The organism is Leifsonia sp. 563, assembly GCF_040545055.1.
Lineage (GTDB): Bacteria > Actinomycetota > Actinomycetes > Actinomycetales > Microbacteriaceae > Leifsonia.
In genome coordinates, this window is the sequence record NZ_JBEPLE010000001.1 from 363045 (window position 1) to 382013 (window position 18969).

General features: G+C 69.2%; 16 protein-coding genes. 4 read left to right on the forward strand and 12 right to left on the reverse strand.

Going from position 1 to position 18969, the window contains the following annotated elements; all coding sequences use genetic code 11:
- Window positions 1-24: 24 nt before the first annotated feature.
- The 4 genes from ABIC47_RS01780 to sucC all read right to left on the reverse strand — a co-directional run bounded on the left by ABIC47_RS01780 (window position 25) and on the right by sucC (window position 4981).
- On the reverse strand, window positions 25-1329 hold the full coding sequence (locus ABIC47_RS01780; RefSeq protein ID WP_354476693.1) for a cell division protein PerM: 1305 nt from the start codon (window positions 1327-1329) through the stop codon (window positions 25-27).
- A 55-nt stretch (window positions 1330-1384) separates the two neighbouring features.
- Window positions 1385-2767, reverse strand: a complete 1383-nt coding sequence (locus ABIC47_RS01785) for a hypothetical protein (RefSeq protein WP_354476695.1) — start codon at window positions 2765-2767, stop codon at window positions 1385-1387.
- A 145-nt stretch (window positions 2768-2912) separates the two neighbouring features.
- The gene (gene sucD, locus ABIC47_RS01790) at window positions 2913-3800 is read right to left on the reverse strand and encodes a succinate--CoA ligase subunit alpha (RefSeq protein WP_018191900.1); all 888 of its coding nucleotides are present in this window, start codon (window positions 3798-3800) and stop codon (window positions 2913-2915) included.
- Window positions 3801-3817: 17 nt separating this feature from the next.
- Window positions 3818-4981 carry an ADP-forming succinate--CoA ligase subunit beta gene (sucC, locus tag ABIC47_RS01795; protein ID WP_018191901.1) on the reverse strand — a complete coding sequence of 388 codons (1164 nt, stop codon included), beginning with the start codon at window positions 4979-4981 and terminating at the stop codon, window positions 3818-3820.
- A 234-nt stretch (window positions 4982-5215) separates the two neighbouring features.
- Here sucC and ABIC47_RS01800 point away from each other — a divergent pair, with 234 nt between their 5' ends.
- Both ABIC47_RS01800 and ABIC47_RS01805 read left to right on the forward strand, forming a co-directional pair.
- Entirely contained in the window at window positions 5216-6820 is a 1605-nt protein-coding gene (locus ABIC47_RS01800; RefSeq protein WP_354476697.1) for a hypothetical protein, read from the forward strand.
- 57 nt (window positions 6821-6877) lie between these two features.
- Window positions 6878-7735, forward strand: a complete 858-nt coding sequence (locus tag ABIC47_RS01805; RefSeq protein WP_354476699.1) for an oxygenase MpaB family protein — start codon at window positions 6878-6880, stop codon at window positions 7733-7735.
- On the opposite strand, the gene ABIC47_RS01810 is transcribed toward ABIC47_RS01805, so the two are convergent.
- From ABIC47_RS01810 to ABIC47_RS01820, 3 genes are read right to left on the reverse strand one after another with little or no spacing between them, the layout of a single operon-like run.
- Window positions 7732-8796 (reverse strand): FUSC family protein, encoded by a 1065-nt coding sequence (locus ABIC47_RS01810; protein ID WP_354476701.1) that lies wholly within the window; start codon window positions 8794-8796, stop codon window positions 7732-7734. The genes ABIC47_RS01805 and ABIC47_RS01810 overlap by 4 nt on opposite strands.
- Window positions 8793-11348, reverse strand: coding sequence for an ATP-dependent helicase (locus ABIC47_RS01815; protein ID WP_020076968.1), 2556 nt, complete (start codon window positions 11346-11348; stop codon window positions 8793-8795). Before ABIC47_RS01815 ends, ABIC47_RS01810 begins: the two co-directional genes overlap by 4 nt.
- 50 nt (window positions 11349-11398) lie before the next feature.
- The gene (locus ABIC47_RS01820; RefSeq protein ID WP_354476703.1) at window positions 11399-12466 is read right to left on the reverse strand and encodes a glycerophosphodiester phosphodiesterase family protein; all 1068 of its coding nucleotides are present in this window, start codon (window positions 12464-12466) and stop codon (window positions 11399-11401) included.
- Between the two features lie 86 nt (window positions 12467-12552).
- Here ABIC47_RS01820 and ABIC47_RS01825 point away from each other — a divergent pair, with 86 nt between their 5' ends.
- Window positions 12553-13161 carry a hypothetical protein gene (locus tag ABIC47_RS01825; RefSeq protein WP_354476705.1) on the forward strand — a complete coding sequence of 203 codons (609 nt, stop codon included), beginning with the start codon at window positions 12553-12555 and terminating at the stop codon, window positions 13159-13161.
- A 27-nt stretch (window positions 13162-13188) separates the two neighbouring features.
- Window positions 13189-13980: a Bax inhibitor-1/YccA family protein gene (locus ABIC47_RS01830; protein ID WP_018191909.1), complete on the forward strand. Its 792-nt coding sequence runs from the start codon at window positions 13189-13191 to the stop codon at window positions 13978-13980.
- 69 nt (window positions 13981-14049) lie between these two features.
- On the opposite strand, the gene guaA is transcribed toward ABIC47_RS01830, so the two are convergent.
- Genes guaA through ABIC47_RS01855 form a run of 5 tightly spaced genes read right to left on the reverse strand, consistent with a single transcriptional unit; the run spans window position 14050 to window position 18937 of the window.
- Window positions 14050-15663 (reverse strand): glutamine-hydrolyzing GMP synthase, encoded by a 1614-nt coding sequence (gene guaA, locus ABIC47_RS01835; RefSeq protein ID WP_018191910.1) that lies wholly within the window; start codon window positions 15661-15663, stop codon window positions 14050-14052.
- Window positions 15664-15688: 25 nt separating this feature from the next.
- Complete coding sequence (locus ABIC47_RS01840) at window positions 15689-16138, reverse strand: DUF3817 domain-containing protein (protein ID WP_018191911.1); 450 nt, start codon at window positions 16136-16138, stop codon at window positions 15689-15691.
- Window positions 16139-16142: 4 nt separating this feature from the next.
- Window positions 16143-16970, reverse strand: a complete 828-nt coding sequence (locus tag ABIC47_RS01845) for an SURF1 family protein (protein WP_018191912.1) — start codon at window positions 16968-16970, stop codon at window positions 16143-16145.
- Between the two features lie 56 nt (window positions 16971-17026).
- Window positions 17027-18397: a cation:proton antiporter gene (locus ABIC47_RS01850; protein WP_018191913.1), complete on the reverse strand. Its 1371-nt coding sequence runs from the start codon at window positions 18395-18397 to the stop codon at window positions 17027-17029.
- A 6-nt stretch (window positions 18398-18403) separates the two neighbouring features.
- A complete protein-coding gene (locus ABIC47_RS01855; protein ID WP_231374462.1) occupies window positions 18404-18937 on the reverse strand; it encodes a cation:proton antiporter regulatory subunit in 534 nt (177 codons plus the stop codon).
- Window positions 18938-18969 lie beyond the last annotated feature (32 nt).

Below are 18969 nucleotides of genomic sequence, written 5' to 3' on the forward strand. Positions count from 1 at the left end.
AGCGGCGTGAGACGACCGGTTCCGTCACCGGCGGCCGCGGCCGGCTGCGGCCAGCCCGATCGCCGCGGCGACGGCGACCTCCGCGGCCGCCAGCGCGCCGACCAGCCACGGGTTCGGTCCGACGTCGTGCAGGCGCCCCGGGCCGAGGGCGCCGGACGACCACCACGCGAGGAGCCCCAGCTCGATCCCGGCGACCGCACCGATCCCGAGCGCGGTCAGCAGCAGGGCCTGCAGGCCGTCGAGCCCGCGAACCTCCGTCCGCGAGCGGACGAGGACACCGGAGACGAAGCCCGCGAGGATCGGGACGACGACGCCGACCAGCCCGAAGCTCCAGCCGCCGGCCGGGATGATGCCGAAGAGCGGCAACCCCGGCAACGGCCCCAGCGCGGTACTGATCGGGCTCACCGACGACCCGGTGCCGAGGGCAAAGCCGGGGCCTACCAGCCACGACGCCATCCACACCACGACGTTCGGGATGACGGCGAGCTGCCCGATGGTCAGGGCCGCTCCCCCGGCGACACCGGTCTGCAGCTGCTCGTAGAGACTGATGATCGTCCCGTAATTGCCGAAGATCAGCAGCGCGACCACCAGAGCGGCCACGCCGATCACGATGGCGGTCGCCGCCGTCCCGGCGCGCAGTGCGGCGCCGGCGCCGGTGCGCAGGGCGCCGGGGATCGGCAGGGTCGCGGTCCGAAGAACGGAGAGGACGGCCGGCGCGGCTGCCCTCCCCGACGAGGAGCCGCCGATGTCGCCGTCGAGCGCGCCCGTCGCATCCCGATCCGGCGACGCGGTCGCGGCAGCCGTCTCGGCGGGCGCCCCGCCACGCAGCGCGGCGAAGCCGAATCCGGCGGCGATCCCCACCCCGTAGACGAAGGGCGGCAGGATGACCCCCTGCCAGATGGACGGCTGCGCGACCGGCGAACCCGCGGTCAGGACCACCAGTGTCGAGATGACCGCGAAGGCCGCGAGGGCCGTCACTGCACCGACGAGACGCTGATCCGTCTCCGCTGCACGCATCCCGGTCCGAACGCCCAGCCCAGCGGTCAGAGCGGCGAACCCGAGCAGCGCGATGGTCACCTGGAACGGCACGGCCGCACCCGGCAGGCCGAGCTGCGCGACCGTCTGCGGGTCGAGCGCGATGGTCAGGTTGACGCCGTGGCCGACCAGCCAGATGTCGGCGGCGGACCGCCACACCACCGTGAAGTCGGCGCCGAGCTGGTACTGCGCCGCCCAGAGGATCGTGATCGGGACGAGGCAGATCCCGATGCCGATGGCGGCGACGATGAGCGCCTCCAGCGCGGCGAGCAGGGCGACGGTTGTGCGACTCATGACCGAACGGAGCCTACCGGCGCGCACGCGGCGCGGAGGGCCGACACTTCGGCGCTCAGGAGACCGTGACCACCGGCGTCTCGTCGTCGGCCTGCTCCGGCACGGTGATGACCGGCCGCTGCACCAGTTCGAGGATCGCGACGACCAGCGCCGCCAGCACCAGCGTCCAGATGATCAGAGCCGGTGTGAGCGGGCGGACGAACAGCACGACGGCGGCGGCGATCACCGCTACGGCCGCGCGGAGCAGCGTGCGCTGGGCGTACATCCACTCGCCCGCCCGGCCGGTCGTGATGCCGTGACGCTCCGCCGACTGGCGCACCCAGGCGACACCGTCGCCGAAAAAACCGCGCAGCCTTCGGGGAACGGCGAACGGGCCGGAGAACCACCCGACCACGGCGACAGCGATCGCGAGGACGAGGACGGCGACCGCAGTCGCGATCATCGCGTCCGTCACCGTCGAGAACAGCGTCTGCGCCAATCCCGAGGGCACCAACGACGGAGAGACCGAGGAGACGAAGACGAGCCGGCCGATGCCGATCGCGGCCAGCGTGATGCCCATGGCGAGACCCAGCGCGACCGCAGCCCAGATCAGAGCGAGGGCACGACGGCGGGCGACGACGACACCGAGCGCCAGCAGTCCGATCGCGACCCACGGCAGCCACGCCCCGGCAGCCACCGCCAGGCCGTAGAAGAGCTGCAGCGTCGGGATGGACGAGTTCTGTGCGACGGTGATGGTCCGATCCACGGAGGGGATCTGCGCCGCGAACGTGACCCCCTGATCCAGCAGGAGCTGTTTCACCCGGTCGATGATCGGGGCGAGCTGGATGCCGACGGAACCGTCGGACCCCACGGTAATGGCCGCCTTCGGGTCGTTCTGCATCGTCGCGATCAACTGGTCGTGACTCGTCCGGAGCGCCTGCTGCCAGACCTGCGCGAACGCGTCGGAGGCGACGAAGCGCTGGACGGTCGAGCGCAGCAACGACTCGACGCCTTGCGCGAGCGGACCTTTCAGCGACTCCAGGGCCTTGGTGGCGACCGGACCGGTGCCCAGGTCGGTGATGCCGTCGATCACCTGCGACGTGAGCTGATCGATGTCGACATTGTCCTGCACGGCCTTCACGGCCTCGTCGGTCACGAACGCCTGGACGCCCGGGTCGTGCGCAAGTGGCGCGTATGTCGCGACGAACGAGTCGGTGTCCGTCAATTGGACCTTCGCCCAGGACGCGACCACCGCGACGGGCGCGAGGATGGCACCGAGGACGATCAGGACGGTCGCCAGCAGGGTCCAGGCCCAGCTGCGCGGGCGCTTCGTCGGCGGCAACGGTGCGATCGGCACCGTGTCGATCGAGGGGTCGCCGCTCTGCATCCGGAGCGCGGCGTTCTCCTCCTCCAGAGCTGCGATGCGCTGCAGCAGCTCGGTGTTCGTCGGACGAGCCATCAGCGTCTCCTTCCGGCACGGTGCGCTCACTGTAGCGCCGCGGTCACCGTGTGCGGCAGGGAGTACCTGAACGGGATGACGCGGGCCGGAAACAGCGAAGGCCGGGACCTCCCGGTCCCGGCCTTCGCGGTGGTGCGTCTCGCGATTACAGCGCGGCGTAGACCTCGCGCAGCAGCTCCGCCGTCTCGGACGGCGTCTTGCCGACCTTGACGCCCGCAGCCTCCAGCGCCTCCTTCTTGGCCTGGGCGGTGCCCGCCGAGCCCGACACGATGGCGCCGGCGTGGCCCATGGTCTTGCCCTCGGGAGCCGTGAAGCCCGCGACGTAGCCGACGACCGGCTTGGTCACGTTCGCCTTGATGAAGTCCGCGGCGCGCTCCTCGGCGTCGCCGCCGATCTCGCCGATCATCACGATGGCCTTCGTCTCCGGGTCGGCCTCGAACGCGGCGAGCGCGTCGATGTGCGTGGTGCCGATGACGGGGTCTCCGCCGATGCCGATGGCGGTCGAGAAGCCGAGGTCGCGCAGCTCGTACATCATCTGGTAGGTCAGCGTGCCCGACTTCGAGACGAGGCCGATCGGGCCCTTGCCGGTGATGGTCGCCGGGGTGATCCCCACCAGCGACTCGCCGGGCGTGATGATTCCGGGGCAGTTCGGGCCGATGATCCGGGTCTTGTTGCCCTTCTCCTTGGCGTAGGCCCACGCCTCTGCGGAGTCCTGCACCGGGATGCCCTCGGTGATCACGACGAGCAGCGGGATCTCGGCGTCGATGGCCTCCACCATCGCGTCCTTCGCGAACGCCGGCGGCACGAAGATGATCGACACATCTGCGCCGGTCTTCTCGATGGCCTCGACGACCGTGCCGAACACGGGGAGCTCGACATCGCCGTGGGTGACGGTCGTGCCGGCCTTACGGGCGTTGACACCGCCGACCACCTGGGTGCCGGCCTTCAGCATGAGGGCGGTGTGCTTGGTGCCCTCACCGCCGGTGATGCCCTGGACGATGACCTTGGAGTCCTTGTTGAGGAAGATAGACATTCTCGTTCGTCCTTCGCTTACTTCGCGGCCAGCTCGGCGGCCTTGTCGGCGCCCTCGTCCATGGTGAGTGCGAGGGTGACCAGCGGGTGGTTCGCCTCGGTCAGGATGCGGCGCCCCTCGTCGACGTTGTTGCCGTCGAGGCGCACGACCAGCGGCTTGTTCGCCTCGTCGCCGAGGATCTCCAGCGCCTTCACGATGCCGTTGGCGACCGCGTCGCACGCGGTGATCCCGCCGAAGACGTTCACGAACACGCTCTTCACCTGCGGGTCGTTGAGGATGACGTCGAGACCCGCCGCCATCACCTCGGCGGATGCGCCGCCGCCGATGTCGAGGAAGTTCGCCGGCTTGACGCCCTGGTGCTTCTCGCCGGCGTAGGCGACGACGTCCAGGGTCGACATGACGAGTCCGGCGCCGTTGCCGATGATGCCCACCTGGCCGTCGAGCTTGACGTAGTTGAGGTTCGCCGCCTTGGCCTTGGCCTCCAGCGGGTCGGCCGCGTCCTTGTCCTCGAGGGCCTCGTGGTCGGGGTGACGGAAGTCCGCGTTCTCGTCGAGGGAGACCTTGCCGTCGAGCGCGATGATGTCGCCCTCCTCGGTGAGGACGAGCGGGTTCACCTCGACGAGGGTCGCGTCCTCGCCGGTGTAGACCTCGTAGAGCTTCACGAAGACATCGGCGACCTTCTCGACCAGGTCCTCCGGGAATCCGGCGGCCCGTGCGATCTCGACGGCCTTCGCGTGGTCGATGCCGCCGCGCGGGTCGACCTCGACGCGGGCGAGCGCCTCCGGCTTCTCCACGGCGAGCTGCTCGATCTCCATACCGCCCTCGACGCTGGTCAGCGAGAGGTAGGAGCGGTTGGCGCGGTCGAGGAGCACCGAGAAGTAGAACTCGCGGGCGATGCGGGCGCCGCCGGCGACCATGACACGACGGACGACGTGGCCCTTGATGTCGAGTCCGAGGATGGCCCGGGCCGCTGCCTCCGCCTCATCGGCGTTCTTCGCGACCTTGACACCGCCGGCCTTTCCGCGACCACCGGTCTTGACCTGCGCCTTGACGACGGTCACGCCGCCCAGCTTCTCGGCAGCCGCACGCACCTCCTCGGGGGTGTCGGCGACGATGCCCGGAAGCACCGGGACCCCGTACTTCTCAAACAGGTCTCTGGCCTGGTACTCGTATAGATCCACGGTTATCCAATCCGCTGGTGTTCCGGTGCGCTCGTGGCTGCCGGCTGATTTCTCCTGACGGTCCGGCGCGAGAATAGCTCGACGCCGAGATAAATTCGCCAGGAAGAACTTTAGACCCTTCCCCTGAACGGGCCGAAACCGGCCGAGGTGTTCACAGGTCCTCGGCGAACGCCGTTGTCCACCGATCCGCCGACGGCGGCCCCGCGGAGCCGACGTCGCCGCGACGGTGGAGGCATGACTCATCGACCTTTCACCCTGATCTCCGCTGTATGCCTCGCGGGGCTGGCCGTCTTCCTCGGCGTCCTCCATGGAGCGCTCACCTCCGCTGCCGGGCCTGCGCGCGCCCTCGTGGGCGACGGCCACGGTCCCGGCTACCAGTCCCCCGACGGCTGGTGGCTGGGCGCCTACCATTTCGACGACGGCGCACTCGGCTTCTGCCTGAATCCCGGCAAGGTGGCACCGGTCGGCCTCCAGTACAGCTACGCGGACCCCGCCGGAATGGGCTGGTGGACGCCGGAGCAGTCGGCGATGTTCGCCTACTTCGCCCGCACCTGGGCGGGAAGCAGCGACCGCCTCACCGCTGCCTCGGGGCAGCTGGCGACATGGATGTACGCCGGGATGTCCGAACCAGAGGCCCGAGAGCACGCGGCACGGGCGGGCGCCGACAGCGACCGCGTCTACGCGCGGGCGGTCGAGATGCTGGCCGAGGCCCGAAGCCGCGCCTCGACTGGGGTGCGCGTCGCCGTGGTCGTCGAACTCGCCGAGACGGGAGCCGGCCGCGTACGCGTCGAACTGACCGTGGACCGCATCGCCGGCCCGGAGCTGCTCCCCAGCGGCGCTCATCCCGTGTCGGTGGCCCTCACGGGTGCCACCTTCGACGACGGCGGGAGCACCGGCACCATTCGGTCGGGGACCGATGTCGCCATCCGGCCGACCGGATCGGAGGCCAGCGTCGCCGTGAGCGCCACGGCGAAGACGGGCGAACTCCCTTACGGCAACCGGATCACCGTCGCTCTGCCGACGACGGACGCACAGGCCGTGCTGATCGCGGAACCGTCCACGGCGAATGCGCAGGCCGAGGCGCACGCGACCGGCCCGTCACCGCTGCCGTTCCAGCCGCAGGTGGGTACACGCACGTCCCTGGCCGAGGCGCATCCGGGTGCCGCGATCGCCGACCACCTCACCGTGAGCGTCGCCGAGGGCGATGGCCTGCTTCCGACCTGGGGCGTTCGCGCCAGCGATGACGGTTTCACCGCCATCACAGCGGTCGTCGAGAGCACGCTGCACGGGCCGTTCGCCGAACCTATCTCCCACGCTCCCGCGCCGCCGCCGGACTCGCCCACGGTCTGCACGGTCGAGACGGTGATCGACGGCGTCGGCGAATACACCACGCCGAGCTGCACGCTCCCGGCCGACGGCTACTACGTCTGGACCGAACGCATCGACCCGGCGCGCACCGATCCCGATGCGGGCGGAGCACGGGTGCACCCGTGGACGTCCGAGTTCGGCATCGCCACCGAGATCACCCGGGCGCAGACTCCCGTCGTCCCCGTGCCGGACATCGAGCCCGCCCTGACTCAGACGAGATTGGCCGACACGGGCACGGACACGCTGGTGCCGGCACTCTGGGGCTCCGGGACCAGCGTCGCAGGTGTGCTTCTGCTGATCGCCGGGCGACTGCGTACCCGCGGAGTTCGTCGGCCACGAGGGAGACTCGCGGCTCTCGAGGGAGCGGTCCTCGACCCCGAGTCGGTCGGCCGCCCCGGTAGGCCGCCGCGCGTCACCGGCCGACGGAACCTGCGGCCGCGGCGCGCCCGCTCCACCTGGGTAGCACCGTGAGCAGCACGCAACTCTCACTCTCCGGTCACTCGCAGGAGCCGACGACAGGATGTCCGGGTGCGCAGAAATCCCCGCAATCGGCCCGTCGAGGTCGAGGACATCGTCTCCGAGGCGCTGACCTTGGCGGGCGGGGGCCGCGCTCTTCTGTTGCAGATCGCACATCCCTCGGTCGGCCGCGGCGTCGTCGAGCACAGCGACTTCGCCGAGCGGCTCATGGACCGGTTCGACGGCACGATGCTCTATCTCACGGCGACGATGTTCGGCTCGGAGGCGGAGCTCGCGGCAATGCGGAGGATCGTGAACCGAGCGCATGCGCCCGTCCGCGGGGAGAACTCGGCGGACGGATCGGCCTACAATGCGTTCGATCCGGAGCTCCAGCTCTGGGTGGCCGCCACGCTCTACCAGACGGTGATGGACCTGCACCGGCGGGTCTTCGGCCCGCTCACTCCCGCGCAGGCGGACAGAGCGTACGACGAGCTCTCGCGAGCGCTGTCCAATCTGCAGCTCACCCACGACCGGTGGCCGGCCCGGCGCGCGGACTTCGACGCCTACTGGGACGGAATGGTCCTGGCGCTCCGGGTGGACGACGACGTGCGAGCGATCTCACGGCAGATCCTGTACCCGCGTCGGGTGCCGTGGTGGCTCCGCCCGACACTGCCGCTGGTGCGGCTCGTCACGGCCGGCCTTCTGCCCGACGCGGTGCGACGTCAGTTCGATCTCGCCTGGAACGAGCAGCGCCAGCGCCGGTTCGACCGCGCGATCCGGTGGACGGCGGCGGTCTACCCCCGGCTGCCGCTCCCCCTGCGCCATCTCCCGCGCGAGCGCTACCGGGCGAAGCTCCGACGTGCGGTGCGCAGAGCGCGTCCAGCCGCCGCCGGCGACCGTGCCGCGATGAAGCCGACCGCGCCGCGCTAGGCGGCGAGACCGCGCCGACGCTCGACGACGCGGGCGAGAAGCACCAATGCGATACCGACGCCCGCACCGAGAACCGTCTCCAGGACGCGGTCGACGACCAGGACGTTCAACGGTGTCGGACTCGCCAGGTGCGAGACCGACAGAGCCAGCGGAGTGATGAACACCAGAGCCGCGCCGTAGTGCCTCGCGACGAGGATCTCGGCGAAGAACTGGCACACCACGATCACGCAGATCACCACGATCGCGGGAGGCGACCAGACCAGGAGCACGGCCGTGACGGCGACACCGACGATCGTGCCCACGATCCGGTGCAGGGAACGCGAGATGGAGTGGGCCGCCCGCGCAGGAGGGATCACGGCCACGACGCTCACCACGGCCCAATAGGCGTGACCCAGTCCGAACGCGAGGGCGACGCCGCCGGCGATCAGCACACCGGCGACGTTCTGGGCGACTGTGAGCCAGACCCGAGGATCCCGCACGGCCGCGAGGTCGATGCCGGGCCGCCGACGCAGGTCGGGCACGAACCCGGAGCGCCCCAACGCACTGCGCGAGACGCCCGGGATGCGACGCACGGCCCAGCCGGACATCGTCAGCAACCACGCGAACGCCGCCGCCGCTGCGGCGAGGCCGATGCGCGGGAGCGCGTCCGCCGCCGGAGTCGGCACGGCGGCACAGACCAGCAGGGCGAAGACGAAGAACAGCGCCTGCGGCGGCATCATCTGGAAAACCGTGACGAACAGGGTTCCACCGCCGACGACCAGCACCAGTGCGACGGCCACGAGCGCGAGCGGTTCACCGAGCACGGCGAGACCCACGCCGGCGGAGATGCTGAGAAGCAGCGCAAGGGCGGCGACGGTGAGGGTCCGCACCCGCACCCGATACGGCTCGTTCCTTCCATAGAGCGCCGTGAAGGCGCCGAAGGTGGCGTACGCCGTCAGATCGAGACGGTCGACCGCGAAGAGGATGAACAATGGCACCGCGACAGCGACAGCCGCCCGCAGACCCACCTCGAGGTTGCGCGGCGCTCCGCCCTTCCGCTCTGTCGGAGCAGCCGCCGTCACAGCTTGTCGATCGGGGCGATCTTGATGAGGAGCTTCTTCGCGCCCACCTTGTCGAACTGGACATGCGCGACGCGCTTGGCGCCCTGCCCGGTCACCTGGGTGACCCGACCCTCGCCGAAGTCGGCGTGGCGGATGCGGTCGCCGGGCGCCAGCTCCAGGTCGCCGTTGTCGCGGACCTTGCCCGTGACACGGTTCGGCCACTCCGCCTTCGGGCGCTCCTGGCGGAACGTCGACGACGAGAGCGGGTCGTTCCATCCGGTCCCGCCGGACCCGGCGCCCAGACCCGGACGCCGGGCGTTGAGCGCGCGAGACTGCGTGCCGCCGCGGCCGTTCGCCGAACCCGGCGACTGCCGCCAATCGATCAGATCGGCAGGGATCTCTTGCAGATAACGACTCGGCATCGCGACCGCGGTCTCGCCGAACTGCGCCCGCGTCATCGCCAGCGACAGGAACAGTCGCTTCTTCGCACGCGTGATGCCCACGTAGAACAGGCGGCGCTCCTCCGCCGGGCCGCCGGGCTCGTTCGCCGACATCCGGTGCGGGAGGAGGTCCTCCTCGATGCCGGTCAGGAACACGGCGTCGTACTCCAAGCCCTTCGCCGTGTGCAGCGTCATCAGCGACACCGAGCCGCTCGAGTCGTCGATCTCATCCGCGGCAGCGACCAGCGATACCTCGGTGAGGAAGTCGACCAGCGTCCCATCCGGGTTGTTGCGCGCGAACTCGCGCGTCACAGCCACGAGCTCGTCCACGTTCTCGGCGCGCGCCTCATCCTGCGGGTCGCGGCTGTTGCGCAGCACGTCCAGGTAGCCGCTGCCGTCCAGCAGGAAGGTGAGGATGTCTGCGACCGGCGAGACTCCGGCCGGATTCGACGGGTCGATCTTGGCGGCCGCCTCGTCCAGAAGATTCGACAGCTGCAGGATCGCGTTCGTCACCTTCGGGCCGAGACCCAAAGAGCCAGCGTCACGCATGGCCGCACGGAACGTGAGTCCGTTGTCCTCCGCGTAGCTCGCCAGCTGCGTCTCCGTCGCCGGTCCGATGCCGCGCTTCGGCGTGTTCAGGATGCGGCGGAGCGCCAGCATGTCGCTCGGGTTCGCGACCGTGATCAGATACGCCATCGCGTCCTTGATCTCGGCCCGCTCGTAGAACTTCGTGCCGCCCATCACCTTGTACGGCAAGGCCGAGCGGATGAAGATCTCCTCCAGCGCACGCGTCTGGGCGTTGGTGCGGTAGAAGACGGCGATGTCCTTGTAGTCCATCCCCGCGCTGTGCAGCTTCTCGATCTCGTCGGCCACGAACTGGGCCTCGTCGTGGCCCGAGTACCCGGTGTAGCCGACAATCTTCTCGCCGTCGCCGACGGCGGTCCACAGCTTCTTGTCCTTGCGGTCGAAGTTGTTGGAGATGACCGCGTTGGCAGCGCTCAGGATGTTCTGCGTCGAGCGGTAGTTCTGCTCCAGCAGCACCACCTTCGCGCCCGGGAAGTCGCGCTCGAACTCGACGATGTTGCGGATGTCGGCGCCACGGAACGCATAGATCGACTGGTCCGAGTCGCCGACCACCGTGAGGGAGGCGCTCGGGATGACGCCCGCAGCATCGCGCAGCGGGCCGACGTTGCGGCCGTGGGCCTCCAGATCGTCGGCGATGTCCGGAGCGACCGGCATGGTGAGCTCGCGGATCAGCGAGTACTGCGCGTGGTTGGTGTCCTGGTACTCGTCGACCAGGATGTGGCGGAACCGGCTCTGGTACAGCGCAGCCACCCGCGGGAAGGCGCGGAAGAGGAAGACCGTCTCGGCAATCAGGTCGTCGAAGTCGAAAGCGTTCGCGCGTCGGAGCTCCCGCGTGTACTGGCGGAAGATCTCGAGGAACATGACCTCCTGCGGGTCACTGAGGTTGGCCGAGCGTGCGTGGGTCTCCAGATCGGTCAGCTCGTTCTTGAGCTTCGAGATGCGGTTCGCCGCGCTGCCGACGGTGAATCCGAGAGTGTCGGCGTCGAGCTCCTTGATGATGCGCTTCAGCAGGGCACGAGAGTCGCCCGAGTCGTAGATGGTGAAGCTCGGAGTCTTGCCGATCGTCTCGGCCTCGCGCCGGAGGATGCGCACGCAGGCCGAGTGGAACGTCGAGATCCACATTCCCTGCGCCTTGCCGCCGAGCAGCTGCTCGACGCGCTCGCGCATCTCGTTGGCCGCCTTGTTGGTGAAGGTGATGGCCAGGATCTCGCTCGGCCACGCCTCGCGGCTCTCGATCAGCCCGGCGATGCGCCGGGTCAGGACGCTGGTCTTGCCGGAGCCGGCGCCCGCCACGATCAGCAGCGCCTGGCCGCGATACTCGGCCGCTTCGCGCTGCTGCGGGTTGAGGCCCTCGAACAGGCGCTCGCTCGGCCCGCGCCAGTGGCCGGAACCGCCTGGCCCTCCCGTTCCGCGCGAGCCCCGCCCGCCGCCGGTGCCCGGGCCGGAGCCCGGGGTCGCGTCGACGTCGGTGCCGTCGCCCTGCCACCCGTCCAGGATGATCGGGACGGAGGAAGGGGTGGTCTGCGGGGCGTCGGGAAGGCTCGTCATGTCTGCAGTCGATTTTAGTCGCTGCCACCGTCATTCGGCCGCGAGCGTGGTCAGCGACCGTCGCGCACGGCCACCGCCAGGTCAGGATGGTCGGCGAACACGCCGTCCACTCCCGAGTGCAGCAGGATCGAGAAGTGGCGTCGCCAATCCCCCCAGGTCGCCTCCGCGCCCTCGGTCCGGAACTCGGCGGGGAGCATCCCGTTCTCCGGACGCAGCGTCCAGCAGAACACGGCGAGACCCGCGGAATGCGCGAGATCGACCAGATCGGACGTGACCGCGCCGACGTCCGCGCCGTCGTCCTCCCCGAACAGCGCCATCGACACCGAGCCGGAGGACAGCACCAGCGACGTCTCGACGCTGATTCCGTCGACCCGATCGGCTGCCGACGGGGCCGCCGAGCCCAGCGCGTACAGACCGCGCAGGCTGAGATCGGCGTCGTACCCGGGTGCCGACGGTCCGAGGGCGGCGACACGGTCCGCCGGAGCGCCCGAATCCTCCAGCAGATACACGCGGCGACCTCGGAAGCCGCGCTCATGCAGCTTCACCAGGACGGTGCGCTCGAAGCTCTCGACCACCACACCGGCTCGATCCGTCCAACCCGCGTCCGCGAGATCCCGCAACAGCAGTTCGTCCAGCGGGTACCCCGCCGCCTCGAAGTACGTCGCGTGCTTCAGCTCGGCCACGAGACCCAGCGGCCGCCCAGAGCCCTCGCCCGTGCGATCGATCAGCTCGAGCAGGTCACGCAGGCGGAGGATCGGGTAGTGCCCGTCGAAGGTCGAGCTGTGCTGCCGCAGAGCCGGGATGCGCTCCCGCGCCCGCAGCGTCGACAGTTCGTCCCAGGTGAAGTCCTCGGTGAACCAGCCGGTCAGCGCGACCCCGTCGACCTCCTTGGTCGTCCGGCGATCGGCGAACTCCGTGTGGTCCGCGACATCCGTCGTTCCCGAGATCTCGTTCTCATGCCGGAGGACGAGCACTCCGTCCTTCGTCGCCACGATGTCGGGCTCGACGGCGTCGGCACCGAGCTGGAACGCCAGCTCGTACGAGCCCTGCGTGTGCTCCGGCCGATACCCCGGAGCCCCGCGGTGGCCGATGACCACCGGAGCCGTTCGCGCGCGCATGGCCCGATCCTAGCTCGGAGCACGCATGCCACCCCGGGCACCGACATGCCGGGTCGTCGACGCGTGAGGAGTGCCAGAATCGACGGGTGTCCGCCGATCCCAACACGGCCCCCGCGCCCCGCGACCCCGCCCGGCCGGACACCGGCACGCCTGCACACGGCGGCTGGAGGGAGCCCGCGTCCCTGCTCCCGCTCCGCTGGGGCGCCTACCGCCCCCGACTGATCGTCGGACTCGCGATGCTCGTCGTCGGAACCGCGTGCGTGCTCGGGACCACGACGTACAGCCTCACGCTCCTCCTCATCGGATCGCTCATGCAGCCGGCCGGCTGGGCCGTGCTCCCGTCGACGATCGGCCGGCGCGTCGCCGTCCCCCTTCCCGTCCTCGGGTTCACCTGGCTCATGCTGGGCGGCTCCGGCTTCGCCTGGTGCTACGCGGTCGTCCTCGCGGCCTGGCTGCTCGTCCGGCTCCGCCCGCTCCCCTCGTTCGCCGTGCTCCTCCTCCCGGCCGCGTGGAGCGCCCTCCTCCCCCTGTTCGTGCACGACTACGAGCACGGCTGGATCACCATCGCCACAAGCACGGCGGTCATCGTCGGGGCCGCGTGGCTCGCGAAATGGATCGCTATCCGATTCGATTCATGGCAATCTGTCAGAACTCTCAGAAAAGAACCCCGTAGATTGGACGGAGACGACCGGTAACCGGTCCACCCACAGAACGAGGAGCTCATGGCACTCAACAACCCGGCCTTCTCTACGAACCCGGCGTTCTCCACCAACGGCCAGGCGGCGACCGTCTCCGCCGAGAAACTGGAGCAGATGTACCAGTCGCCGTCGGCGACGGCCGTGGACACCGACCGGATGACGGTCGAAGACACCATCACCAAGACGGCGATCTGCTTCGTTCTCCTGCTCGCGGGCGCCGGCGTCGGCTGGTTCGTCCCTGTTCTCGCCATCCCCGCCGCGATCGTCGGCTTCGTGCTGGCGCTCGTCAACATCTTCAAGCGCAAGCCGTCCCCCGGCCTGATCCTCGGATACTCGGCCGCGCAGGGCATCTTCCTCGGCGCCATCTCGATGTTCTTCGAGTCGCAGTGGTCGGGCATCGTCATCCAGGCGGTCATCGCGACGTTCGCCGTCGTGGGCGTGACTCTGGCGCTCTTCGCCTCGGGCAAGATCCGCGCCTCGGCGAAGGCGACGAAGATCTTCCTCATCGCGATGTTCGGCTACCTCGCCTACTCGCTGGTCAACCTGGTCCTCATGTGGACGGGCGTGACCGGCGGAAGCTTCGGCCTGAACAGCGTCGAGCTCGGCAACACCGGCATCAAGCTGGGCCTGATCATCGGCCTCCTGGTCGTCCTGCTCGGCGCCTACTCGCTGGTGCTCGACTTCGACGCGATCAAGCAGGGTGTGGCGAACCGCGCCCCGCGCATCTACGGCTGGTCGGGTGCCTTCGGCATCATGGTCACGGTCATCTGGCTGTACCTCGAGATCCTCCGCATGCTGGCGATCTCGCGCGACTGACACCCACATTTCACGACGAAGGCCCGGGATGCTGGTTCAGCATCCCGGGCCTTTGTCGTCAGTGCGGGATCACTCCCACTCGATGGTCCCCGGCGGCTTCGACGTGACGTCGAGCACGACCCGGTTCACGCCATCCACCTCGTTGGTGATGCGGTTCGAGATCTTGGCCAGCAGGTCGTACGGCAGGCGGGTCCAGTCGGCCGTCATGGCGTCCTCGCTGGAGACCGGGCGCAGCACGATGGGGTGCCCGTAGGTGCGGCCGTCGCCCTGCACGCCGACCGAGCGCACGTCCGCGAGCAGCACGACCGGGCACTGCCAGATCTCGGCGTCGAGGCCTGCGGCGGTCAACTCCGCGCGCACGATGGCGTCGGCGTCGCGCAGCAGATCGAGACGCTCCTGGGTGACCTCTCCGACGATGCGGATGCCGAGGCCCGGTCCGGGGAACGGCTGGCGGGAGACGATCTCCTCCGGCAGTCCGAGCTCGCGGCCGATGGCGCGCACCTCGTCCTTGAACAGCGTGCGGAGGGGCTCGACCAGCTCGAACTGGAGGTCCTCCGGCAGGCCGCCGACGTTGTGGTGGCTCTTGATGTTGGCCGTGCCCGTTCCGCCGCCCGACTCCACGACGTCCGGGTACAGGGTGCCCTGGACGAGGAAGCGGATGGGGTCGCCCTCGCTGGCCGCCTCGGCGATCAGGTCGGCCTGAGCCTTCTCGAAGACGCGGATGAACTCGCGGCCGATGATCTTGCGCTTCGTCTCCGGGTCGCTGACGCCGGAGAGCGCGTCGAGGAACTGCTTCTGCGCATCGACCGTCACGAGCCGGACGCCCGTCGCCTTGACGTAGTCCTCTTCGACCTGGCGCGCCTCATCCTTGCGAAGAAGGCCGTGGTCGACGAACACGCAGACCAGCTGGTCGCCGACGGCCTCGTGGACCAGCGCAGCCGCGACGGCGGAGTCGACCCCGCCCGAGAGCGCGCAGATCACACGGCCCGAACCGACCTGGGCACGGATTGCCGCCACCTGGTCTGCGATCACGTTGCCGCTGTTCCAGTCGGCCGGGATGCCGGCGGCCCGGTGGAGGAAGTTCTCGAGAACGGCCTGGCCGTAGGTGGAGTGCTTGACCTCGGGATGCCACTGGACGCCGTACAGCTTGCGCTCGTCGTTCGCGAAGGCGGCGACGGGCGTTCCGTCGGTCGACGCGAGGACGTCGAACCCTTCTGGCGCGCGGGCGACCGAGTCGCCGTGGCTCATCCAGGCCGTCTGCTCCTCCGGCTGGCCGTCGAGCAGGATGCCGGAGTCGCTGATCCGCACGGCGGTCGAGCCGTACTCGCGCTGGCCGGTCTTCGCGACCTCGCCGCCGAGCGCGGTCGCCATGACCTGGAAGCCGTAGCAGATGCCGAGCACCGGGACGCCGAGGTCGAGGATGGCCTCGTCGAGCCGCGGTGCGCCCTCCTCGTACACCGAGGACGGTCCGCCCGAGAGCACGATCCCGGAGGGGCGCTTGGCAGCGACCTCGGACGCGGTCACCGTGTGCGGGACGATCTCCGAGTACACATTCGCCTCGCGCACGCGCCGGGCGATCAGCTGCGCGTACTGCGCGCCGAAGTCGACGACCAGGACGGGCCCGGACGGGTTGGCGGAGTCGGCTCCGCCCAGAAGATCGGTGAACGCCGCATCCGTGCTCATCGGGTCAGGGCTCCTTGTCTCGCCGCTAATGTGTCGCCTCCACGAGGTCGGCTGCCTCGGCCTCGCGGCCGGCCAGGTAGGACTTCACCTGCTTGGTGATGCGCGCCTCCACGAAGAACGAGAGGAACGGGACGACGCCGCCGAGGGCGATCATCACGAACTTCGTGAACGGCCAGCGCATCAGGCTCCACAGGCGGAAGTCGGAGATCAGGTACACGACGTACAGCCAGCCGTGTGCGATGAGGATGCCCGTGCTCAGGTCCACTCCGGTCGGAGCGACGGCGGTCTCGACCGGGACGAAGGTCAGCGCGCCGTAGTTGCTGAACGCGAAGAGCTCGTAGCCGAGCCCGTACTTGACGACCATCTCGGCGCACAGGAGCAGCAGCATGATGCCCGTGACGTACGCGAACACCTGGTAGAACCGGAGCGCCCCGCGGATCTTCGGGAAGTCTTCGAGCTTGGGAGCGAGGGGCATGGGCCTATTCTAAAGGCTCGGACTGGGGGTTCTTCCCGGCCATCGCATCCTGCTTCTCACGCTTCTCACGTTCGAGCAGCTGCTCCTCGCGCAGCTCGTCCTCCCGCTGCTTCGCGTCCTTCACGAGGCGGTACCAGAGGAACACCGCGAACCCGGCGAAGATGATCCACTCGGCCGCGTAGAAGATGTTGAGCCAGTTCAGCTCGGTCTGAGCGATCGGCGGGGGCGAGTAGATCTGGACCAGCCCGGCCGGCGCCCCGCGCTCGACGACGTAGGCCGCATAGACGGGCATGCCGTCGACCCCGGTCCACAAGTTGTAGAGGGCGCCGACGCCGAGCGTGCGCATCGCCGTCGGATCCTTCTTGTCGGTCGGCACCTCGGGCTGCTCGTCGGGCAGGATGCGACCGACGATGCGCTGCGGATCCGTGTCCGCCTGCCGCGACAGCCGCTCGACTGCCGCCTGCGCGGACGCCTTGTCGGGAGCCCACCCACGCGCAACGGCGAGCGCGACCGGTCGGCCGTCGCGCTCGAGGTTCACGTGACCGACGACCCACCAGCCGCTGCGTCCCTTGTTGAGCCGGTCGTGAAGCAGCTGGTAGTCCTCGGGCACGAACGTCCCGGTGAACTCGACCAGCTGCCCGACGGCCACATCGCGGAGGGGTGACGACGGACCGGCGACATCCGCGAGCGGGAGCACGGTCTCACTGGGGGCCTCGACGGCCTTTCCCGATTCGACGGCCCGCTCGAGCTGCCACTGACCGAGCCAGGCGAACCCGGCGGCGAGGAGCAGCGCGAATACCAGCGCGCCGATCCACCGCGGGCGCCGCATCATCTGGAAGAGGGTGGTCTCGCCGGCGATCGGCTCGGCACCCGTGGTCGTCTCGATGGTCAGTCCCGTTCCCGTTCGCCGCTCGTGTCATCCTGCATGGCCCGCTCGACCATCCTGTCGACGGCCCGCTGCGTCTCGTCGACGCTCTCCGTCTCGCGCCGGGCGTCGGAGTCGAGGTCGGCGGTCGCGGCCTCGACCAGGGCGATCTCCTCGTCCAGCATCGGCTCGCGCTTCTTCGTCTTCTTCCGCTCCCGTCGGCGTGACGGGCCGGACCGTAGGATCATCGCACCGATCTTCTCGGAGTTCGCTGCGAGGATCGGGCCGATGATCGCCATGATGAGCACATAGAGACCGGCGAACGGCTGGATGCGCTCGTCCAGTCCTGCGGCGAGCGACAGCGTGGCGAGGATGAGGGCGAACTCTCCGCGGTTCTGAAGGATGACCGTGGTGTTGATGCCGGCCTGCACGCCCATCCCGTTGATCCAGGCCACGAACTGGCCGGCGCCGATGTTGAGCACGATCGTCATGACGACGGCGATCCCGACGGGCAGGAGCACGGACGGGAACTTCGCCGGGTCGAGCGCGAGGCCGAAGTTGAGGAAGAAGAACGCGGCGAACACATCCCGGAGCGGGATGGCGATCTGCTCGATCTTGCGGCGGTACTTCGTCGCCCCGAGGACGAGGCCGATGAGGAAGGCGCCGATCGCGTCGGTCACGCCGAGCAACTCGCCGATGCCGGCGAACAGCACCGCGAACCCGAAGAAGAGGATGGTGAAGAGCTCGTCGTCCTTCGTGCGGAACAGCCGCGAGACGAACCGGCCGCCCCAGCGCGCGATCGTGAACATCACGACGAGGAAGGCGAACGCGATGGCGAGCTTGCCGACCACGGGCCAGAAGTCGGTCTCGCCGCTGAGCACCACGGAGACGATCGCCAGGTAGATGGCGATGAAGATGTCCTCGACGACGGTGACACCGAGGATCATCGGCGTCTCGGTGTTCGCCAGCCGCCGCAGCTCGATGAGCAGTTTGGTGACGATCGCCGACGACGACGTGGCCGTCATCCCGGCGATGATGAGCGCCTCGCGGGTGCCCCATCCGACCATGAACCCGAAGATCAGGCCGACGCCCATGTTGATGACGATGTATGAGCCGCCGGAGACGATCAGCTTGCCGAAGTTACCGAAGAACTCGTCCTGGTCGAACTCCAGACCCAGGTTGAACAACAGCAGGATGAGCCCGAAGATCGCGATGAGCTCGATGTAGTCGCTCTCGAAGTTGAGCGGGAACCAGCCGGTGTGCGGGCTGGCCAGCAACCCGACCAGCATGTAGATGGGGATCGCGGGGAGACTCACCAACCTGCCGAGGCGCCCGAGCACGTACGCAACGAGCAGCAGGATGCCGAGAACGATGAGGTCTTCGCCGAGATGCATCGTCAATCAGCCTCCGGGCGGAGCGTCGGCGGTGACACGGTGGGCGACCTCGCCGGTGCGGAAGAACGAGAACGCCTTCGCGACCTTCTCCGGCGTGCCGGCGACCACGAGCGTGTCCCCGGGGAACACCTTGAAGTCGGGAGCGGGCGCCGGGTTGGCGGAGTCCCCGCGCACGACCGCGACCACCGTCAGGCCGACGAAGCCGCGGTCGCCGGGCGCGCCGAGCTGCTGACCGGCGATGTAGTCGTCGTAGTCGACGGTGAACCAGTCGATGCTGAGACCGGGGATCTGGTCGAGCGCGGTCAGAGCCTCGGTGATCTGCGTGCCGCCGAGCAGCTCCGCGAGCGTGTGGGCCTCATCCTCGTTGAGCCGGAGCGACACCTTGGTGACGTCGCTGCCGTCTTCGTGGTCCGAGAACGTGATCAGGTCGCTGTGGCCGGACCGGTGCGCGATGACGCCGACTTTGCCGCCATCGTCGGTCACGAAGGTGTGAAGCACCCCGACCCCGGGCAGCTTCACCCGTCGAACGTCTACCATCATCCGTCTCCATCCGCCGGGCCGGCCGGCATAAG